General features: G+C 45.2%; 18 protein-coding genes. 6 read left to right on the top strand and 12 right to left on the bottom strand.

Annotated features, from left to right (window positions below; all coding sequences use genetic code 11):
- Positions 1-9 precede the first annotated feature (9 nt).
- The 3 genes from ACHWTJ_RS02830 to ACHWTJ_RS02820 are packed head-to-tail and all read right to left on the bottom strand — an operon-like array spanning position 10 to position 3,802.
- Positions 10-1,269, bottom strand: a complete 1,260-nt coding sequence (locus ACHWTJ_RS02830) for an oligosaccharide flippase family protein (protein WP_294744848.1) — start codon at positions 1,267-1,269, stop codon at positions 10-12.
- Positions 1,270-1,284: 15 nt separating this feature from the next.
- A complete protein-coding gene (locus tag ACHWTJ_RS02825) occupies positions 1,285-3,150 on the bottom strand; it encodes a nucleoside-diphosphate sugar epimerase/dehydratase (RefSeq protein ID WP_294744071.1) in 1,866 nt (621 codons plus the stop codon).
- Between the two features lie 16 nt (positions 3,151-3,166).
- A complete protein-coding gene (locus ACHWTJ_RS02820; RefSeq protein ID WP_294744073.1) occupies positions 3,167-3,802 on the bottom strand; it encodes a YveK family protein in 636 nt (211 codons plus the stop codon).
- Positions 3,803-4,140: 338 nt separating this feature from the next.
- Between ACHWTJ_RS02820 and ACHWTJ_RS02815 the strand changes: the two genes are divergently transcribed.
- A complete protein-coding gene (locus ACHWTJ_RS02815; RefSeq protein ID WP_394679080.1) occupies positions 4,141-5,409 on the top strand; it encodes an O-antigen ligase family protein in 1,269 nt (422 codons plus the stop codon).
- Positions 5,410-5,437: 28 nt separating this feature from the next.
- A complete protein-coding gene (locus tag ACHWTJ_RS02810) occupies positions 5,438-6,196 on the top strand; it encodes a homing endonuclease associated repeat-containing protein (RefSeq protein WP_394679079.1) in 759 nt (252 codons plus the stop codon).
- 62 nt (positions 6,197-6,258) lie between these two features.
- Here ACHWTJ_RS02810 and ACHWTJ_RS02805 read toward each other — a convergent pair whose 3' ends face one another.
- Positions 6,259-7,254: an ATP-grasp domain-containing protein gene (locus ACHWTJ_RS02805; protein ID WP_394679078.1), complete on the bottom strand. Its 996-nt coding sequence runs from the start codon at positions 7,252-7,254 to the stop codon at positions 6,259-6,261.
- 16 nt (positions 7,255-7,270) lie between these two features.
- Entirely contained in the window at positions 7,271-7,795 is a 525-nt protein-coding gene (locus tag ACHWTJ_RS02800) for a VanZ family protein (protein WP_294740299.1), read from the bottom strand.
- A 206-nt stretch (positions 7,796-8,001) separates the two neighbouring features.
- On the opposite strand from ACHWTJ_RS02800, the gene ACHWTJ_RS02795 reads away from it, so the two are divergent.
- A complete protein-coding gene (locus ACHWTJ_RS02795) occupies positions 8,002-8,421 on the top strand; it encodes a helix-turn-helix domain-containing protein (RefSeq protein WP_394679077.1) in 420 nt (139 codons plus the stop codon).
- A gap of 506 nt (positions 8,422-8,927) precedes the next feature.
- Here the strand turns inward: ACHWTJ_RS02795 and ACHWTJ_RS02790 are convergent.
- Both ACHWTJ_RS02790 and ACHWTJ_RS02785 read right to left on the bottom strand, forming a co-directional pair.
- A complete protein-coding gene (locus ACHWTJ_RS02790; protein ID WP_294744839.1) occupies positions 8,928-9,662 on the bottom strand; it encodes a hypothetical protein in 735 nt (244 codons plus the stop codon).
- Positions 9,655-10,860, bottom strand: a complete 1,206-nt coding sequence (locus tag ACHWTJ_RS02785) for a hypothetical protein (RefSeq protein ID WP_394679076.1) — start codon at positions 10,858-10,860, stop codon at positions 9,655-9,657. The genes ACHWTJ_RS02790 and ACHWTJ_RS02785 overlap by 8 nt, the downstream gene beginning before the upstream one ends.
- A gap of 367 nt (positions 10,861-11,227) precedes the next feature.
- On the opposite strand from ACHWTJ_RS02785, the gene ACHWTJ_RS02780 reads away from it, so the two are divergent.
- Entirely contained in the window at positions 11,228-12,121 is an 894-nt protein-coding gene (locus ACHWTJ_RS02780) for a helix-turn-helix domain-containing protein (RefSeq protein ID WP_294740295.1), read from the top strand.
- On the opposite strand, the gene ACHWTJ_RS02775 is transcribed toward ACHWTJ_RS02780, so the two are convergent.
- The gene (locus ACHWTJ_RS02775) at positions 12,122-12,490 is read right to left on the bottom strand and encodes a hypothetical protein (RefSeq protein ID WP_294740294.1); all 369 of its coding nucleotides are present in this window, start codon (positions 12,488-12,490) and stop codon (positions 12,122-12,124) included.
- 288 nt (positions 12,491-12,778) lie between these two features.
- Complete coding sequence (locus tag ACHWTJ_RS02770) at positions 12,779-12,952, bottom strand: hypothetical protein (protein WP_294740293.1); 174 nt, start codon at positions 12,950-12,952, stop codon at positions 12,779-12,781.
- Between the two features lie 78 nt (positions 12,953-13,030).
- Between ACHWTJ_RS02770 and ACHWTJ_RS02765 the strand changes: the two genes are divergently transcribed.
- Positions 13,031-13,612, top strand: a complete 582-nt coding sequence (locus tag ACHWTJ_RS02765) for a TIGR00730 family Rossman fold protein (RefSeq protein WP_294740292.1) — start codon at positions 13,031-13,033, stop codon at positions 13,610-13,612.
- Between the two features lie 155 nt (positions 13,613-13,767).
- Here the strand turns inward: ACHWTJ_RS02765 and ACHWTJ_RS02760 are convergent, their stop codons facing one another.
- Complete coding sequence (locus tag ACHWTJ_RS02760; RefSeq protein ID WP_294740291.1) at positions 13,768-14,721, bottom strand: ABC transporter ATP-binding protein; 954 nt, start codon at positions 14,719-14,721, stop codon at positions 13,768-13,770.
- 15 nt (positions 14,722-14,736) lie between these two features.
- On the bottom strand, positions 14,737-15,546 hold the full coding sequence (locus ACHWTJ_RS02755; RefSeq protein ID WP_294744828.1) for an ABC transporter permease: 810 nt from the start codon (positions 15,544-15,546) through the stop codon (positions 14,737-14,739).
- Between the two features lie 786 nt (positions 15,547-16,332).
- Here ACHWTJ_RS02755 and ACHWTJ_RS02750 point away from each other — a divergent pair.
- Positions 16,333-18,450, top strand: coding sequence for a 5'-nucleotidase C-terminal domain-containing protein (locus tag ACHWTJ_RS02750; RefSeq protein ID WP_294744825.1), 2,118 nt, complete (start codon positions 16,333-16,335; stop codon positions 18,448-18,450).
- Positions 18,451-18,495: 45 nt separating this feature from the next.
- Here the strand turns inward: ACHWTJ_RS02750 and ACHWTJ_RS02745 are convergent, their stop codons facing one another.
- On the bottom strand, positions 18,496-19,854 hold the full coding sequence (locus ACHWTJ_RS02745; RefSeq protein ID WP_394679075.1) for an ankyrin repeat domain-containing protein: 1,359 nt from the start codon (positions 19,852-19,854) through the stop codon (positions 18,496-18,498).
- Positions 19,855-19,977: the final 123 nt, after the last annotated feature.

The following is a 19,977-nucleotide window of genomic DNA, read 5'->3' as shown; positions in this document are numbered from 1 at the left end:
CTTCCCTCCTTAGCTGCTTTGTTCGATGACGAGGGCGACGTTTCGTGGATACAACGAGCGATAGAGCGCTGGTAAGAGTAAGACGATCTGAGTGACAGCGCACAAGGTGTATGCGATCGTCGCACCGTATAGTCCGTACAACGGAATCAACAGGCTACATGCGACAAGATTGACGACGACACTACCGAAGATCGAGAGTGTCTGGATCCGGAACTGCTGGAAGCCGGTCAGAAGTGCCTGAATGACGGTCGAGTTATAGAAGAACAGCGACGCGACCATCATCAAGACGAAAATCAGATGATATTTGACGAACGACGCGTTGTAGAAAATCGTCAAGCCCCACTTGCCGAAAAAGATGGCTCCGAGAATCAGGAGGATGCCAACGACGTTCGTCATCAGTAACATCGATCGAGTCAGCTTGCGCAGTTCCGGTAAACTTTGGCGCTCGCCCGTTTCGGACGAGAAGTTCGGCAATAAGACGGCAATCAAGGAGTGGATGAATAGACTACCGAGTACGAGTAGATAGGCGATGCTCGCGTAATACCCAAGCTCTTCCGTCCCAATCGCGTGCCCGACGAACAGTCGTGGAATGTTTGCATTTAAGGCAATCAGGAGAGCGACGAACCCGAGTGGCATCGCTTTGAAGAATAATTCCTTACCGGAGCGGTATCGTAAGTCGAGCGCTTGGTTGTCAAAACCTCGACCGACCCGGCGGATCGTCGGTAAATCGTAGACGAGTAACATGATCAAGTTACCGGCGATCAAGGCGATGACGAATCCGTGGATTGAATGCGTCGTGAAGAGGACGAGTGCTGCGCCCGAGACGTTCAGGAGACTGCGGAAGATTTTCGATATGGCGACTTCCTTGAAGGCGGTGTGTCCTTGCAAGAAGCCATAACCGAGATCCGCGAACGACTCCATGTACTTATTCAGATAGACGAGTAATGTCAGGAGTAAGATGTTTGCTTCACCGAAGAAATAATAGATCCCCAGAAGAACGAACACACCAGCTGAAAGGAGTGAGAATCGTGTCTTGATGAAGAGCCAAAAGTTCGTCAGTCCAGCCCGTTCTGCCGTCAGGATTGTACTAGCATTCAGCCAACAGAACATGACGATCGGCGCGGTGATGGCAAGGGCGTAATTGAAGTAACCGATATTGAGTGGCGTACTCCATTTGATCAGGAGCGTTAAAATCATCCATTGGTGTAAGGAATACGCCGTATCGGCAATGAAGATGAGATTGAAGCGGGACAGCCGGGCTGTTTTCATCGTTTCCCCTCCTCTCTATTTGCGAGCAATCCGCATCGTCGGTGCGACCGGATCCGATTCGGTTTCGTTCGTGATGTCTAACAAATACTGACGGAGCGCTTCGTCCTGACCGAGTGCTTGGGCAATCTCCCGCAAGTATGGGTCGACGGTTCCAAAAGGTCGGGTCTTTCCGACGAGAATCTTGTCGAAGACGAGTTCGTCATGCACCTCATCGCGAGCCAGCAGTTCCTCGTATAGTTTCTCTCCTTTTCGAATTCCGCTGTAGACGATCGGAATCTGTTCTTCCGTGAATCCACTCAAGTGAATCAAATTCTTCGCCAGTGTCGTGATGTGGACCGGTTCACCCATATCGAGGACGAACACTTCGCCACCTTTCGCGAGAACACTCGCTTGGATAACGAGACGACTCGCCTCCGGGATCGTCATGAAGTAACGTGTCATCCGGGGATCTGTGATCGTAATCGGCCCACCTTTTGCGATTTGTTCCTTAAAAAGTGGAATGACGGAACCACGGCTCCCAAGGACGTTTCCGAACCGGACGACGGCGAACGTCGTTTCGCTGTTTCTAGCCATCTGCTGAATGACCATCTCGGCGATTCGTTTCGTTGCACCCATCACACTCGTCGGATTGACGGCCTTATCGGTCGAGATCATCACGAATCGTTTGACCCCAGCTGCTTCTGCAGCTCGAGCGACGTTGCGCGTCCCGTAGATGTTGTTCTTGACGGCTTCGCTCGGGTTATCTTCCATCAGTGGTACGTGCTTATGAGCTGCCGCGTGATAGACGAGGTCTGGTTCGAACCGTCGCATGACTTCAAGCATTCGGTCACTGTCCTGCACATCGGCGATGACGGATTCGAACTGAATGTCTCGGCTGAGACACTCGAGCTCCCGACGGATCAGGTAGATGCTGTTTTCGCCGTGTCCGAGAAGAACGAGCCGTTCGGGACGGAAACGAATCAGTTGCCGACAAATCTCGGAACCAATCGAACCACCAGCACCGGTGACGAGGACTGTCGCGCCATGCACGCTTCGTTCAATTTCCGTAATATCGAGTTCGACGGGTTCCCGACCAAGTAAGTCAGCGATCGAAACTTCACGGATCTGTTTAATCGAGACTTTTCCGGATGCCAGTTCGACAAGCATCGGTAACGTATGCGCCTCGACTTGTGTCTGTTTGATCCGGTTCAGCAATTCAACTCGCTGCGGATAAGGTAACGATGGAATTGCGAGGACGACTGCTTCAATCTTTTGTTCTTCGATGATACATTCGAGTTGTTCGATTGCTCCGATGACGGGAACACCGTGAACCCGCATCCCGCGTAGTTCGAGTGAATCATCAAGTAGTCCGACGACGTTTAAGATGTGCGATTTCTTTTGTTTCAATTCTTTTGTGATCATCTGACCAGAGGCCCCAGCACCGATGATCAGCGTTCGCTTTCCAAGCGTCTTATTGTCAGGGACGAGTCTTAAGCTACGTCCACGAATCAACAGCCGGACGAATAAGATACCGTTCAAGACGAGTCCGGTCTGTAAGAAGATCGCCCGTTCGACCGCAAAGTCGAACAGCGCGTATTCAAGACCAAGAAGAACGAAGCTGCTGGCGAGGACGACGACGAGGAGAACAGCGAGATCACGAAGACTCGCATAGCGCCAAATGATTTGATAGAAACGCATCCAATAGGCAACAAAGGTAAGAGCGATCCACTGAATGAGTGCGATTTCGAGTGCATCCTGCAACTCGAAGTTGACAGTGAGATGGAGCGGATTGAAGAAGTAGAACGTAACGACTGTCGCGAGTGCGATGATTCCGGCATCGATCAGGCGAAGGAGTCCGATTTTCAGCTGCCGACGATACGGGGTGAACGGGGACTGCTGCATGACGATAGCTCCTCTCTCATGAATGCGTGCGGGGGATAGCTTTCGGATAACTGTCAGTAGCTTCACGGGCTACTTCTTTTTTACTTAAAGAACGGGAGTAGACGATCAGTAGACCAAGCATCAAACCCAGGACACCGCCGATTCCTGTATTCATTAGAATATTCGGTGATACAGGTTTTGTCGGAATCCGTGCGTTGGAGAAGACTTCCGTTTTACTTGTATTGATCAGTTGTGGGAGATAGTCTTGAAAGACTTCCGTCATCGTATTTGCTTGGATTGCTGCTTGCTTCGCTGAACGATCCTTAACGGATAAGGCGATGACTTGCGAATCGAGATTGCTCGAGACCGTCAAACGATCCGTCAAATCAAATAATCGTTTGTCGGTGACATTCATCTTTTGAGCGACCTGATCGACGACCTCTGGGCTTCGTAGGATATCTTGATAGGTACTGACGAGAGTCGGCGTCGATGTTGCCTCTGCGTTCGCTTGAGGAACGACGAGGATGTAGGCTGTCGCTTCATATGTCTTCGGAATGACATACGTGCTGAGTGCATATCCGGCACCTGCGAAGAGAATCATGAAGAGTGCCAGTAGCCACCAACCGCGTCGAAGCGTCGTCAGGTGATCTCCGAAGGTTTTTCTTTGATGCATCGAGCTCACTGTTGTTCACCTCTTTCTGGCTTGACCGAATGGATGGACATTGGTTATGTCTACACCTTATTTCCAATCGACTCCCAAAACAATTAGAGCTTGGTGGAAATGATTATATTTTTTTCGATAGCTATCTCGCTTGCGTGACGCAAGTTCACGGTAGGAATTCGTGTCACGAAAAAAACGCGATTCACGAAAAAATGATCACGTTTTTCTTAATGTTGTTTCATTTATACGCATGATTTTTTGAAAGATAAGGGTAAATACCAATTTGATGATTAAAAAGTGCTTAAATCGGTAATAAGTCCTATATGAAGGGTGGATAGTCTTTAGAAATCATGTTAAAATCAGCCAATATACCCACATCGTTTGTCTTATCCATCCTAGTCGTTTGGATTATGCTCGATGCTTGGATTCGTCCCTTATCCTTCACGGATGAAGTGTTGCCGAAACAGTGGTCTCTTTGGTTGCTTCCCGTCTACATCGTTTTGTTCAGCGTTTGTTGGTTCATCTTACGACCGCTCTATCGCGCCAGTCGAGCGACTGGACATCAAATTGCGCTTATTTTTCTGATTTATCTGACATTTCATATCGTTTTTTTCTTTTTTAACGCGAATACGGATCGTATTCTTGCTTCGCTTTACCTCATTTCGACTTGGCTGTTCGTTGGCATCGTCTCTTCACTCTCGCGTACATCGATCGAGCAATGGCAACGTCTTTTATATCACTTTCTTTATGGACAAGCCGTCTTTCTCGCTTCCTATGCCCTCATCGTCTCATTTGGTTCAGAGTATGTCCCGGTCGAAAACCTGCAATGGCTTCGGATCGGTCCTTTGTCATTTCCTCAACTGTACGTCGGGGAACAAGGCTCATTCCTTCGCCTCGCTGGTCTGATGAACAATCCGAATACGTTTGCAGCGTGGCTCGTTCCAGGCGGACTGTTTGCTTGGTTCTATCTGCTCAAACAGTTTCCGCGTCGGCACAGCTTTCTGCACGCTATTCCCCTACTTCTCATCATCATCGCGTTACTCAGAAGCGGTTCGCAGACAGGAATCTATTCTTTTCTCCTCCTTGCTCTGCTGACGAGCATTCGAATGGTTCCAGGAACGAGACGACGGTTGCAGGTGACGGCGTGTTACGTAACGGGAAGCTTTATTCTCCTAGCTGTCTTTGCGTTTCAAGGACTGCTTCCCCGTTTGCTCAGTCTCAACGGACGATTTACGCTCTGGCAAGCAGGATGGCGCGCTTCCGCTGATTCACTTTGGTTTGGTCACGGAATCGGAAGTGCCCCACGCGGACTGCAGGAGCAACTGAACGAACAAGTTCTTTATACGTTCCACAGCACACCAATCACCTATCTTTATGAATTCGGACTCATTGGTTGTTTTCTGTACGGTGCAGTCTTTCTGTATCTGTTCTACCGACTAGTTCGCATTCAGACGACGGATCTTGCGTTTCTTGCACTGCTGCTCGCTAGCTGGCTTGGACTGCTTCAATTTACGGAAAGTATTCTCGTCAGACCGAGTGGATTTTATTTCATTTGGCTCAGCCTTCTCGCTTATACGTCGCTTCGTCGACTTCCACCTCACGACAGTACCCACACCTAGAGCACCTACACGAAAGGGGTATGACATCATGAAGAAATGGACAGAACAACAAGTCATCGATAGCCTGATCGAAGCTAGTATCGAATATCCCGCTCTCGACGCAAAGACGTATGCGCGCTGGTCAGTCGGAAAAGAAATTCCGTCAATCACGACGATCATAAATGTATTCGGTTCTTGGCGTGAAGCACTCCAAGCGGCTGGTCTCTCATCAATCCGTCCTTACTTTTCAGATGAAGAGATCCTTGCTTTCATCAAGGAAGCATCGACACGATTGCACCCTTTCCATAGTAACAGCTACCGGGAATGGGCAAAAGCAAAACACGGACCCTCCTTGACGTTGATCAATTTACGTTTCGGTTCTTGGTCACGTGCGCTCGAAGAAGCACAAATCGAGATGACACGCTCCATCTCGATGACGGAAGAACGGATCATCACCGCTTTACTCGAAGCTTCTGATGTCCTCCCCCGTTTAACGACACAGACATATGCCATTTGGGCACAGGAAAATGGACATCCGACAGTCGCGACGATTGCCCGTAAATACGGTTCATGGGCAGATGCCCTCGCTTGCCTCGACATCGCACCACCTCGCCGGAAATGGGTCGAAGAAGATGTCCTTGAAGCACTGCGTCAGGCACAAGAAGAATTACCTTCTCTCAGCATCATTCATTATCGGAAATGGGCAGAAGGTCGCTCGGTTCCGAGTACCTCGACGATCAACGCGCTCTTCGGTAGCTGGACCTCCGCCGTGCAATGCCTCAAGCGTGCACGCGTCTCTCTTTCCTGACTTACTCCTCTACCTAAAAGGAGTGACCCGGTATGCTACCGGATCACTCCTTTTTCGTACGCTTATGGTTTTTTGATTTGCTCAAGCAGAGACGCAGGCAACAGCGTCACCGTGTCGTGCTTCAACAAATAGATATCTTCCGCATATGCCCCGATACGTCGGGGATTGCGTTTTCCATGGAGATTGTTTTGGATCGCTTTCGGAAAATTGACGCCGCATTCATAGGCATGAGGATACCCTCCACCGAATCGCGGATTGATTTCCGATAGGTAGAGCGTTCCGTCGACATCGAACAGATCGAAATCAAGCGGTCCGACGAGACCAGTTCCTGCTAAGACATGCTCAATCAATTCAAAGACATCGTCGCGTTTGACGGAGCGACTCTTATCAGTTTCTCCAGCACGCATAACAAGTTTCTCCTTGATGAAGATATCCGTCACTTCATGCGTCAACCAGTCGACATAGACATCAACACCAAGTTCTTGCCCTTTTAAGTATTCCTGAATCAATAAATCCGGATGAACGGCAAACAGTCCTTCGACGACCTCAAAGGAGGCGACAGCTTGGACATGGAGACTAGCACTCCCATTGCGTGGTTTGACGAAGACTGGAAACTCGACTTCTCCTTGCGCAAGTGCGTTTTTAAACGCATCGAGCGTCACGTATGTCCGCGCATGCGCAATCCCTTCCGCAACACAAAACGTATACATCGCGTACTTGTCGAAACAGAGACGACAGGCATCCATCGATGAGACGAGGACCGTGACACCAATTGCTTCAAATCGTTCCGTCGCTGCTGCTAGCAATTCCAGTTCAGGATCAATCAATGACAATAGCGCCGTCACCTGTTCGCGCTGACACAATTCTAATAAGTGATCGATATAATCCGGTGCATCGATGCGGGGGACAAGATGATGACGTTCTGTCATATAGAGGCCCGGTGCGAGTGGACTACAATCCGCGGTACTGACATGACCGTCCGGCATCTCACGGACGAAATACTCGACCAGCTTCGTCCGGCGACCAACGCTCGTCATCAACAAGTGAGAAGTCTTCATAGGGCAGTCTCCTTCGTTAAAAGTGATGCCTGTTCTTTTCGTGCCGGAAGGAAAGACTTCCTGCTTGGCGTCGGGCTTTTTTCCCATAGATGAGTAAATAACAGCCGATTCCAATCAAGGCACCCGTTCCATCGAGTAAGACATCTTGGATGAGTCCTGTCCGGTCCCCCGTCAAGATTTGATGGAATTCATCAAAAACAGCGACCATGATCGCTAACGAATAGGCGAACAAGACGGCAAGTCCTGGTGTCAGGCGACGACGTGTCAAATCGATCAATCCGATCCCTAATACGAGAAATGTCGAGACATGGGCTGCTTTTCGGATGAAAAACTCAATGAATCCACTGCGTCCGAGTGCGGCGACACTGACTTCTCCATGATAGGAAAAGGAGATGAAACGCAGATGATCGACGAATCCTAACGGAATGAATCGTGATAACCCTGGTTTGATGGATTGCGCTTGATACGGCATTGAACTCGAGATGAAGAGGATCAATAGGACGGCAAGGACGACATAACCGGACCATGTGATTTTTTTCATGAAGACACTCCTTTGTTTTGGTTCATTTTTTACAACCGTAAGATATTCTAACCTATTGATTACCAGCATAAAAAACCACTTTTTTGGAGTTTATGATATTTTGTTTCCTGATAAAAACGTTTTTTTACATTTCAAAGGTTTCTTCTATATCTTAAATGGTTAATTAGTACTATACACGATGACCTGAAGAATAGGAGTGAAGCGCTATGAACCGCGCACTTGGTAAAAAAATCATGCAACTACGAAAACAGCACAAGTATACGCAAAAGCACTTAGCTGAAAAATGTGGTGAAACTGCAACGACGATTTCGGCGTACGAACGTGGTCAGCGTATGCCGACACCGCAGTCCCTCGAACGTTTGGCCCTTGCTTTAAATACGACAATCATCGATTTGATTGATCCAAAGCATGTACAGCATCCATCTTTGAATGAGTTCATGCAACAAGCGATAGAACCGACGAAGCCGCTTGACCTAAAATTCATTTTAGAAGATCTACTCGTTCACCTGAGTTTATCGAAAGACATTTATTTCGATGGTATTCTCATCTCGACGAGCGTACGGGAAGAGATGGCGACCTCGATTGATCATGCGTTAAAGCGTGGTTCCGGATCCATAGAGGCGTAAACACAAAAAGGGCATGGGGAGTGGACGCTTCCCATGCCTTTCTCTATGCATTAGTCTGTTTTAACGACATGATCGATGTACAATTGATTTTCTTCGTATGTCGCCTCCAGCAGCCTCCGAAAAAATGTATTTTGCACGGTTTTTTCAGAAACGAATACTCGATCATATCGTTGATGTGACTGTTGGAGAATGCTGAATTTTAACGTTCGGTGTTCTGAAGAAAAAAACAATTGGACACCGTGATGTCCGAAAGCATCCGTCGCTTTCGATTCTTCTAGGAAATGAAAGGATTCGTCTGGAAACAAAGTCTCAATGAACGATAGACAGCTTTCTTGAAAGATAGTTTCGCCCTGATTTCCCATGATGATCCGACTCCTCTTTCTCATGATGTACTTTGAATCATAATACAAAACTTCTGTATCACAATACCCTGTCTTTAGACCTATTAAAACTAATTTAATACTTATATTTTAAAATTAGGTCGTACATCTACTACCGAACCGTTCCTATTTTCTGAATTCAAGAATGACGATCGTATTTCCTTCATAAAGGAAATGCCCTTCATAACGTGATAATTTTGCAAATTCAAATAAGGTTTCAGGCTTATATAAATAATCAATTGCATAGCTGACTTTTTCTTCGTTCCCTGATTTCAAATAGGCATTGAATAACAATCGTTCACCGTCCACATAATGACCAAAAAACAATAACGTTTCATTCATCCGTCGTGTCGAGATCGATTGTTCCATCTGCCGGAGATAAGGAAGATGATACAACGATACGAGTAGTCGTCCATTCGTACTAAGGAGCTGTCGGATATTACGGAAGAACAACAGAAGTTCTCCGCGGTTGTAATGCATGATGGTCGTTCCCGGAAGGACGATACGATCAAAAAATTCTGGACCTACGACATCCGTCACATCATGACTCCAACCATACACTTTATGACGGTAGTTGGAATCAATTTGTTGGGTGCGAATCATTTCCGACTCAATCAAGTATAAATCGTACCCCTCGTCAGATAAGAGATTAAAGAGCCTTGGATCAAACGTACCGTAAAAGAGGATTGTCTCTTCCTTTTGTAGATAACGCCGATAAAATGTCAATTCATCGATTTCCGTGATTTGTTTTGCTTCTTGATAGAGATGACCAAAACGTTCATCCGCATACATATGATCCAATACTTCAACGCGAGAATAGCTACCTTTTCTTAAAAATGGACCAAATAACACATTACTCATGGTAGACCAGCTCCTTATAGTGCTGAATCGCTTCTTCATAATCAGCCCCGAGACGTTCCGGCAGTAGGTCAAATCGCTCCTTCTGATCGGCTTCAAGAATCCAAAGAAAGGCTTCATTCGTCTCGAATAAGCGCATCGATGTCATCTCAAAAGCAAAATATCCTTCTTCATTCTGAATACCGATCAGTGTCAACGGACCAATGCGTCCAAGCGTTCGCGGTAGTTCTAAATCGGAATACGGGGTGATGAATCGACTTTCTCCAGAAAATGATCCGGCCAGTTGATATAACAGAGGAAACAAGTTCAATTCCCTTTGTGTAGCGAACGCATCCCTTCTTCCTGACTGCCCAGCATTTCTTGTTACAGGCGATGTGAGGTCTGAGCTGAATCGCTCCGCTTTCTGACGATCCGCATAGATGCCGTCTTTAAAGAAAAATAGTCGATGCGAACTGTCCGCCCCAGATTGTGTCGCATAGTCCAATATACCGGCGAATCGTTCATTTTGAATCCAGCCGGTCGTTTTCCATCGCTCGAATCGTCGGATGATCTCTTCGCGAGATAGGATGTCGAGTCGCATGTCGATCGTCGGAGAGAACTGATCCGCAAAAGTAATCAGGACTGGTGTGCGACTCATCAACTCAATGATTGGCAAATCATGACGCATCGGATGATCCAAATAAACGATACTGTTTACGGTCATCGAGTTAAACAATGCTGCCGGAATTTGTTTTAGTAATGAGCTGTCTTCGATATACACATGCCGTAACGGTTGTCGTTGAACAGGCGAAGAATGGGGATGAACACCTGTCATCAGCGACAACACTTCGTTCTGAACGATCGGTATGACGGGTTTTTCGTCGTCTGATACGCGAGGGAGTTCCAGTCCATTGAAAAAGTCAGGCTGTCCAAATACGATTTCCCCCTCCGGGCGAATGAGATGAAACTGAACGTGTAGCATCTGTTGTTGTAAATAAGCCACAAGTCGCAACGTCCGCTCCCCTTCCCCTTGAAGGATGAAGAGAAAATGTTCGTATTCTTGAAAATTCATATAGTCCAGTACATCTTGGAAAGTATGACTATCGTAATCAAAGGCATCCAGAGAAAAACGATGCGCTTCACAAAAGTGTCTCATCGCTGAAGATGGTCGTAACCGCTGTAACCAACCATCTTGTTCCGATACGATTGTGATTCCAATCATATGTTCACTCCTCTCCTACTTCAATCATATAAAAAGAACCTCATTCCAACTACGAATGAAGTCCTTAGAATGATTTAAGCTGTCTTGTTTCTTGGTTTTTTAGCTTTAGCGATAGTTCGATCCATTTCCCGATGAGCCAAGGGGGCGACAGAGACAGTAGCAGCATTGAGACACCAAGCGCAAGAAGTCATGTTACGTCGCGTTTCTTTTAAGATGAGTGTCATGGATGTACCCCTTTCTGAATCAAATACGACGGGTGATGAAACATTGATAGAAAATCAAGTAAATCTATGGTATCCCTATTCGTTCACTCCTATAATAGGAGTACTGAGTAACAGTTCATTCTTCATGAAAGGACGAGGATCTGATGGAGCAGTTCACGTCGCCGCAAATCGGTTTAGCGTTACGCCGTCTGCGCAAAAAACATAATTTGACGCAAAAGGACTTAGCTAGCGGAATTTGCAGTCAAGCAGAGATCAGTAAAATCGAGAGTGGTACGCATTCACCGACGATTGAGTTATTGTATGCTTTATCAAAGCGATTACACGTTTCAATCTCCGCATTTTTAGATCCTAATCGCCAACAAGATTCGCTTAAAACAATCGATGAAGATTTACTATATCGTTTTAGAAATTTAGATTTTGAATCTATTTACAAAGAAAGTCAAACAATTTTAGAAAAACATGATTCATCTTTTGAATATGTCTTACTGTACAAATACTATTATTACCTTTGCTCATATCGGCTTCAAAAAATCGATTATCGAACGTGTATCGTCGAGCTCCAAAATCTATCTGCAGATTATCTAACTTCTCATTATTCACCTAATATGCTAATTCGTATTAAGTCAGCTATCGCAAACCTGTATTCTGAAAACAAGAGCTACCAGCACAGCATTAACGTGTATGAGGAAATCTTAAAGTTAAATTTCGATAGCGATGATTTAGCCACTGAGAAAATTAGAATCATGTATAATTTCTCGAAAATTTTATTAGAGTTTTCAAAACATGACCAAGCTTTACAATTAATTGATGAAGCGATCGACGAAAGTCTCAAATTTAAAGATATGTCTCTTTTAGGTCAATTGTATTCTCAAAAAGGAGATTGTTTAGAGAGACTTGGTGCCTCAAAAGAAGGTATTCTCGATGCATATGATAAAGCATATTTCTTATGTGACTTACTCAACATGAACCATTATAAAAAAATTATTTTATCAGTACGAAATAACTATTTGAAAAATACTATCGATTCGAGTGAATAATTAAGCTCGTTTTGTAGAATACTCTAGTGGAAGACGCTCAATCGCTACGTCACGCTTGACAGCGTACTCAAGTGGTAAGCGCTCGATCGCTACGTCACGTTTGATAGAGTACTCAAGTGGTAAACGCTCAATTGCTACGTCACGTTTGACAGCGTACTCAAGTGGTAAGCGCTCGATTGCTACGTCACGTTTGATAGAGTACTCAAGTGGTAAGCGCTCGATCGCTACGTCACGCTTAACAGAATATTCGAGTGGTAAGCGTTCAATCGCTACGTCTTTATGCCCTAACTGATTCATAGCGCTTACACCAACAGTCGTCGTCAATGATAATGCGGCGATTGCTAAACCTAATTTCTTTTTCAAGTTCATATAAGTTACCTCCTATTTTTTTCGTTTGGCTTTGTAACAACATCATATATCCTTAGACCCCCTCTAAATATTCGAATACGAATATTTATGTTATTTTACACATTATTCACGCCAACTAATACTTTTGACTTGCATCATAAGTCTTGAATACTGTTCTTTTTTTACAAACTATCCATCAAATTATTGAATTCATGTATGAAAATAGATTCATTTGAATATTCCATCGATTGATATCTTGAATTCTAAATAAAAATGCTAGTTCAACCCATGAGAGTCGAACTAGCATTTTTATTTAGAAGATTGTCTCAACGCAATGACATAAAATACTCCGAGTATTAGAATCACACCTAGTAATATCGAACTAATCGTCGTACGGGTCGACGTATCCGGCATCCAAATCCCAAGTCCTAAATTGATTGCTGCAATCATTAGGACGAGCCAAACGATCGTACGTGGTCGCATGTCTCTCTCCTTTCTGGTCTACTCTGCCGCCTTGTCATTGAATATGCTATGGTGGAAGCAACGAAGGAGGTTTTGTTCATGAATAGACTTGCTGTATTTTGTGGTTCCAAAGATGGTGCCACCCCCATCTTTCGAGAGGCGGCCAGCCGACTCGGTCAAGCACTCGCTACCCACGGCATCGGACTCGTGTACGGTGGATCTCGTGTTGGAACGATGGGGGCTGTCGCAGATGCCGCGCTAGCTGCTAAAGGTCAGGCAATCGGTGTCTTACCTCATTTTCTGCAAGAAAAAGAACTCGCTCATCCTGGTCTGACTGAGCTACATCTCGTTCAATCGATGCACGAACGAAAAGCGAAGATGTCAGAGCTTGCGGATGGATTCATCATCCTTCCTGGCGGTCCTGGAACGATGGAAGAGTTTTTTGAAGTCTTTACGTGGGCACAGCTCGGTCTGCACGACAAACCGTGTGGTGTACTCAATATCGACGGGTATTATGACGCCTTGATTACATTATTTGATACGATGGAACATCAAGGGTTCTTGATTCCCGAACATCGTGCGATGCTCATCGTCGAATCTGATCCCGATCGTCTGTTGGAACGTTTTGCGACGTATGAAGCACCACAAGTCAAAACGTATATGGATCGTTCACAAACCTGATAAAAACGGAGTCCTTGACTCCGTTTTTATCACAGTTTTTTGGAGTTTCAATTATTCCTTCTTTTTCCGCTCATCTTTAGCATTCTTCATTTCCCTTACGAATTCCTACTTACATGATACAAAAAGCCAGATACCAATCGGCACCTGGCGAGAAATCAAAAGAAATTCAAGATGGCATCGCTTAGATTCGTCAAGGAGGGCGTTTCATCCACGACCATTAAACTCCCTGCTGCGAGGACAAGAATTCCTAACGCAGATAAGATCAATGCCGGATGTTTGATGTTTTCATCAGCATCCGTGTTTTGTTTTCCGGATCGTGCATTCGCGGCCTGTGCCTTTAAACGATCACGACGGAATTGATGTTGCTCTTCTTTGGACCATTTTTTATATTCCGCAAGAAACTTTTTATATTCTGGTAAAACGTCCTTCGTCTTACCATCCAAACGGACTTGACCGTATTCGAGCCAGACGACACGCTCACAGAAACTTTTGATCTGCGAGAGCGAGTGACTGACGAAGATAATCGTCTTTCCTTCGTCCTTGAACTCGTTCATCTTATCGATACAACGGTTGTAGAAGGTTTGGTCACCGACTGATAACGCTTCATCGACGATGAGGATATCCGCATCGACGTTGACCGCGATCGCGAATCCAAGTCGAGATTTCATCCCGCTCGAATATTTTTTGATTGGTTGATCGATGAAATCACCGATATCTGCAAAATCAATGATTCCAGGCATCCGGCGCTCGATTTCTGCATCATCCATTCCTAACATGAGACATTTTAGACGAATGTTCTCTCGTCCTGTCAGAACGTTCTTCAATCCTTGAGAAACCGCGATGATCGCGACCTCTCCGTTAATTGCGACGTCTCCTTCATTCGCATAGATGATGCCTGAAATCAAGTTCGATAATGTCGACTTACCGGATCCATTGATTCCGACGAGCCCGACAACTTCACCAGATCCGATTTCAAGCGAGATATCCCGCAGCGCCGTAAATGTTTTGACACTTTTACTTTGACTCTTGAACAAGAGTTTGAATTTTTCTTTCGTAGTCGTGACCATGTCAAAACGTTTCGTGACATGGTCGAGTTTAATCATAGACATGGCGATTTCCTTCCCTTAGACGAGCTCAGTGAATGATTTACGGAACTTGATATGCAGGAATGTTCCCGCTGTGAACAAGAGGAGCGTCACACTCCAGAAATACAGTCCGGTCGGCCATTCCTGCCAGACCCAATGTCCTCCGAGCAAGCTTGCACGGTATCCCTCGACGAGATAGTAGACCGGATTCAGGCGAAGGACACCATGCAGGGCGTCCGGGAATCGCTCGATATTCCAAAGAATCGGTGTCATATAAAAAAGCATCCGCATCATGGATTGTAAGAAGAGCTGAATATCCTTAACGAGTGTGATGAGCGTTGAAAAACAGAGCGAGAACGCGTAGACGAAAATGTATGTCGCTACCATGTAATAAGGCAACTGTAGCAATTTCCACGTCAGTGGGATCCCGTTTGCAACGATGACGACGAATACGATCAATAGCATCGCAAAATGTTGATACATGCGTGACAAGATGACGTACGACGGAATCGCACTCATCGGAAAACGCATCTTCGTTACCATCGCAAGTCGACTGTTAATCGAATTAGATCCACGTAGCAACGCATCATTAATGAAGAACCAGACGACGATCCCACAGAGCAGCCAGACGATGAACGGAATATTTCCGTCAACATCCTTATTTCCGCGAAGACCGACACCGAAGACGAACCAGTAGATGAAAATCTGGAGTCCTGGATTGAGGAGCTCCCATAAAAGACCAAGACGTTGTTCTGCATGCGCGGATTTAATTTCATATCGCGCGAGCCGGCGAATTAAAGGAAAATTTTCAACCTGTTCCCGGATGATACTTTTCATTTCTTTCAACATAAGTGTAAGTTCCTTCCGATTTCATGGAGCATGTATTTGTAATTCAATGAATTCTGTATCAAATTCAAATAAAAAAACGGATCCTGTCCGCGATTCCTCAAACGAACATTCCACCGGTCGACATGATGAGTCATGTCTAGTCACCCATCCCCTCCTTACTCTTCCTTCGGTCGTGTATATATGAAGTACACTTAATCAATTCTAGCCATCCGTAAAAAGCGTGTCAATGTATAGCATGAACCGACACCAAACTGTAGCTTTCCCATTGAAACAAAAAAATCGACAAGGACTCCTTGTCGATTCATTCACAGGATTAGGTATGTGTAAAGTTAGGAAATTCAATCGTTGTCGGTGGAGAGGCGAGCCCCCATATAATCAAAATTCCCATTATACAAAGTATGCCTACGAGTAGACTCCTACGTATCTTTTCATCCATTCGTACCCCCGCCTCCTCATCACATGTCTTTCATATAATAAATTATACATTTTTTTGAAAATGTTTACTATGCGATTCTCTCAAAATGAGGACAATTTCCTATGATCCGTTATAATTTACGTTTCTTTTGGAGGATGAACAAGATATAATGTAAGCGCAATCATTTAACTAGTCTTCTTTTAGGAGAAGAAAAACAAACGACTTGCAGGAGTTGTATTGTCGTCGGACCTAAGAATTTACGCATTTTACAAAAGGTTCATGACACGATCGTCCGTTAAGCATTTATAGTAGAAGAAGAGGTTACCGATCGCTGGTTGACCTCATATCATCTCGAGGGAGGATTTTTATTTATGTACAAATCAAAACCGCTTTACGCGGCAGCAGTAGCTGTCGCATTGACGACATCGGCAATCGTGCCGGCTGCACAAACGACCGTATCTGCTGCAACACATGTCAAAGTCAAGACGGTCAAATTGAAGTCTCTCACTTTCACGAAGGGTGAGCCTGTTAAACTTCCGGCTACATACAAGGGAGAAAAAATCTCATGGGGTGCATACAATAAGCACATCTTCAATCGTTATCAAACGGTTCATGGCACATACGGTAAGAAAAAGCTCCCAATCGAAGTAAAGATTCACGTCGAGAACTATGTGATTAAAATCATCGAGTCCGTCAAGGAACAAGTGATTTCAGTCGATCAAAAACCAGTCCTTCCTAAAAAACTAGCTGTTCTTTACGCTAACGGCAAAGTCTACGACAAAGAAATCAAATGGAGCAAAGTTGATACGAGTGAATCGGGTACCTTCTATGCGACAGGTAGCTTGACGCATAAGGGGAAAACGGTCACGACAAAAGCAAAAATCATCGTCCGTGACATCAATACGGATGATTTCAGCCTTGCCTTGCTCCATACGAACGATACACATGCTTCACTCGATAACGCTCCAAAACGTGCGACCGTCATTAAAGAGCGCCGTGCTGCTTACCGCGCGGAAGGTACACCGTCTCTTCTTCTTGATGCTGGTGATGTCTTCTCAGGATCACTCTACTTCAACGAGTTCAAAGGACAAGCTGATCTCGAACTCATGAACTACATGAAGTATGACATGATGACGTTCGGTAACCATGAGTTTGATCTCGGTGACCAAGATCAAGGTGCTGCTTTACAAGCCTTCGTTGCCGGTGCGGACTTCCCGTTCATCACAGCTAACGTGGATTTCAGTAAAAATCCACTCTTCAATGGCATGCAAAAGAAAACAATCACGTCTGGTCCTGAAGATGGACACATTTATCAAGGTGTTATCAAAAAAATTAACGGTGAAGAAGTCGGATTCTTCGGCTTGACGACAGAAGAGACGGTTGGAATTTCGAGTCCTGGAACGATTGCGTTCTCAAACTACATCAAGAGCGCTCAAGCGACGGTTGATAAATTCAAGGCACGTGGTATCAATAAAATCGTTGCATTGACACATATTGGCTATGATGATAATCCAGAAATCGATAATGACCCATTGCTCGCTCAAAATGTTGACGGCATCGATGTCATCATTGGTGGTCACACACATACGAATCTCACTAAACCTGTATTGATTCCTGCAAGTGAGGAAACAAAGAAAAAAGAACCAACAGTCATCGCTCAAGCTTATCAGTACAGTGAATTTCTTGGTGATGTCAACGTAACATTTGATTACAAAGGAAAAATTAAATCGTTCAATGGTTCGACGATTGACGTAAAACCGTATGCCGCAGATTCTGGAGCAGCAGCGATTTTAAAACCGTACGCAGATAAAATTACTGCAATCAAGAATCAAGAGGTCGGTGTTGATGTCGTATCTGCACTTCCAAACCCACGTACAAGCAGTACAAATACTGTAAGCGTGCGAAACAGTGAAACTGCCCTCGGTAACTTGATTACTGACGGTATGCTTGCAAAAGCAAAATCGATTAATCCAGAAACTGTTATTGCTGTTCAAAACAGTGGCGGTATTCGTGCTGCTATCGATGCAGGTCCATTAACGACTGGTGAAATTTTAACTACTTTACCATTCGGTAACACCCTTGCACTCGTATCAATGAACGGTTCACAACTTAAAGATCTCTTTGAAATCAGTGTTGGACTTGCACCACTTGAAAATGGTGGATTCTTACAAGTATCCGGCATGAAACTTGAGTACGATGGTTCAAAAGCGAAAGGTCAACGTGTCACGAAAATGACGCTTACGAAAGATGGCGGTGTAGAAGAAGCCATTGACCCAGCAAAAACGTACACGATTGCCACAAATGCTTTCACAGCTAAAGGAAGCGACTTCTTGACACCGTTTGAAGATGCGTATAAATCAGGACGTGTGAAAGACCTCGGTCTCTCTGACTGGGAAACATTCCGTGACTATGCCATCTCGAAGAAAACACTCGACTATAAGATTGAAGGACGTATCCTTAACGTGGATCCAGCTCTTCAAGGTAAATAAGTTCGTAAAAAGTGCTCCTTCCCGATTTCGGGAGGAGCACTTTTCTTATAGCGTTTGAGGGGTATGTTGTTTTAACAATCGAATGATGTCGTCCAATTCATATTGCTGTGCCAGCATGAGAGGGGTCAATCCATCCTTGTTCTTGATCGAGACGTCTGCGCCTTGATCAAGTAACACTTTTACGGTCTGAGTACCTTCCCCTTCAACTGCATGGTGCAATGGCGTATATTTCTGTTCATCCAACTGATTGATTTTTTCCCCTTTTTCGAGGTATAGCTCTACCAATTCCTTGTTGTTGCTATATACCGCCGTGATGAATGGACGTTCTCCGAAGTCATTGATCGCGTCTACATCACTTCCTTGCTTGATTAACGCATCAAAGATTTCCTTCAATCCTTTACTTGACTTCCGATATCCTAAATAGTGCAATGCCGTATCGCCATCCGCGTCCACTGCTTTCATATCACCATCCGGAAGCTCTGCCCGCACTTCTTCTAACGTTCCCTTTTGAATCGCAGCCATCAACTTCGTTTCCTGCAATCCATCTGCCTTTGATTCATTCGATGATGTGACGACCGCTTTCGCAGAGTCAGTTGGAAACGATACGTTCTGGACGCTCCAACCAATGAATCCGAATACTATCAGACTGGACGCCACGAGTGAAAAGCGAACGATCTGTTGTCCAGTCGGTGTCTCGCGCGCCAACCATCCTAACTCGACCAACCGGCGATCTGTCGTCGGTTGCGCATGGACCATCTCACTGACGACTTCTGCTAGCGTGATCTGTTTTTTTTCCGCTAGGTAGTCAGCGATATCGATCTCATCCATCAATCGATGACGCCCATTTTCTTTTAAGATACTTTGCATGACACTATCCTGATCTTCCACAAGATCAAACGCTTGTCGATCCCGGTATAAGGATACGGTTCTTAAGTACGCCGATTGTAAAAAGGGAATCCAGCTGCCTAACAACAGTGCAAATCGTTTCTCTTCATCGTTATGCTTCAAACGAAGCAACTCCCGCACCCGTTCGAACTCATTTCGTTCCCACATGGCTTTCTCTGGTATGAACAATACATTCGTCCGAAACAGACTGACGCCTCTAACGGGCGACGCCTCGTTCCCAACGAGATAGATACGAGGGGTCTTCAGATTCAAGCGTGCCGATAGCATCGCGATATCCTGATAGAGTTCCGGAAAGCGGTGTTCGTTCACTTCGATTCCCTCTTGTTGCAAGCGAATCACCGACGAAAATACACGTAACACTTTCCAAGCGAGCCATCCGATCGCAAGCCCCATCAATACGAGCCCGATCTCATGCAGTTCAAAGGACAGATAGACGAGTATTCCGACTGTCGCAATGGCATTGATGAATAGGAGCCAAAAGTATATTTTTCCTTTCATTTCAGTCCTCCTGCCGACTTTTTCTCAATATTCTTTAGTCTAGAATAACATTTCCGTTTTTATCGTGCCTATATTTTTCCATTCCTTACTCTTTATCGGTCAAGTTTTTGTTATTTCAAAGGA

The organism is uncultured Exiguobacterium sp., assembly GCF_964277885.1.
Lineage (GTDB): Bacteria > Bacillota > Bacilli > Exiguobacteriales > Exiguobacteriaceae > Exiguobacterium_A.
The sequence above is the reverse complement of the archived record's forward strand: the minus strand, read 5'-3'. Positions and strand labels throughout refer to the sequence as shown.

Excerpts from the sequence above, each read along its gene's own strand:
- ACHWTJ_RS02830 (WP_294744848.1), bottom strand. The coding sequence starts at position 1,269 with ATGAAAACAGCCCGGCTGTCCCGCTTCAATCTCATCTTCATTGCCGAT.
- ACHWTJ_RS02825 (WP_294744071.1), bottom strand. The coding sequence starts at position 3,150 with ATGCAGCAGTCCCCGTTCACCCCGTATCGTCGGCAGCTGAAAATCGGA.
- ACHWTJ_RS02820 (WP_294744073.1), bottom strand. The coding sequence starts at position 3,802 with ATGCATCAAAGAAAAACCTTCGGAGATCACCTGACGACGCTTCGACGC.
- ACHWTJ_RS02815 (WP_394679080.1), top strand. The coding sequence starts at position 4,141 with ATGTTAAAATCAGCCAATATACCCACATCGTTTGTCTTATCCATCCTA.
- ACHWTJ_RS02810 (WP_394679079.1), top strand. The coding sequence starts at position 5,438 with ATGAAGAAATGGACAGAACAACAAGTCATCGATAGCCTGATCGAAGCT.
- ACHWTJ_RS02805 (WP_394679078.1), bottom strand. The coding sequence starts at position 7,254 with ATGAAGACTTCTCACTTGTTGATGACGAGCGTTGGTCGCCGGACGAAG.
- ACHWTJ_RS02800 (WP_294740299.1), bottom strand. The coding sequence starts at position 7,795 with ATGAAAAAAATCACATGGTCCGGTTATGTCGTCCTTGCCGTCCTATTG.
- ACHWTJ_RS02795 (WP_394679077.1), top strand. The coding sequence starts at position 8,002 with ATGAACCGCGCACTTGGTAAAAAAATCATGCAACTACGAAAACAGCAC.
- ACHWTJ_RS02790 (WP_294744839.1), bottom strand. The coding sequence starts at position 9,662 with ATGAGTAATGTGTTATTTGGTCCATTTTTAAGAAAAGGTAGCTATTCT.
- ACHWTJ_RS02785 (WP_394679076.1), bottom strand. The coding sequence starts at position 10,860 with ATGATTGGAATCACAATCGTATCGGAACAAGATGGTTGGTTACAGCGG.
- ACHWTJ_RS02780 (WP_294740295.1), top strand. The coding sequence starts at position 11,228 with ATGGAGCAGTTCACGTCGCCGCAAATCGGTTTAGCGTTACGCCGTCTG.
- ACHWTJ_RS02775 (WP_294740294.1), bottom strand. The coding sequence starts at position 12,490 with ATGAACTTGAAAAAGAAATTAGGTTTAGCAATCGCCGCATTATCATTG.
- ACHWTJ_RS02770 (WP_294740293.1), bottom strand. The coding sequence starts at position 12,952 with ATGCGACCACGTACGATCGTTTGGCTCGTCCTAATGATTGCAGCAATC.
- ACHWTJ_RS02765 (WP_294740292.1), top strand. The coding sequence starts at position 13,031 with ATGAATAGACTTGCTGTATTTTGTGGTTCCAAAGATGGTGCCACCCCC.
- ACHWTJ_RS02760 (WP_294740291.1), bottom strand. The coding sequence starts at position 14,721 with ATGTCTATGATTAAACTCGACCATGTCACGAAACGTTTTGACATGGTC.
- ACHWTJ_RS02755 (WP_294744828.1), bottom strand. The coding sequence starts at position 15,546 with ATGTTGAAAGAAATGAAAAGTATCATCCGGGAACAGGTTGAAAATTTT.
- ACHWTJ_RS02750 (WP_294744825.1), top strand. The coding sequence starts at position 16,333 with ATGTACAAATCAAAACCGCTTTACGCGGCAGCAGTAGCTGTCGCATTG.
- ACHWTJ_RS02745 (WP_394679075.1), bottom strand. The coding sequence starts at position 19,854 with ATGAAAGGAAAAATATACTTTTGGCTCCTATTCATCAATGCCATTGCG.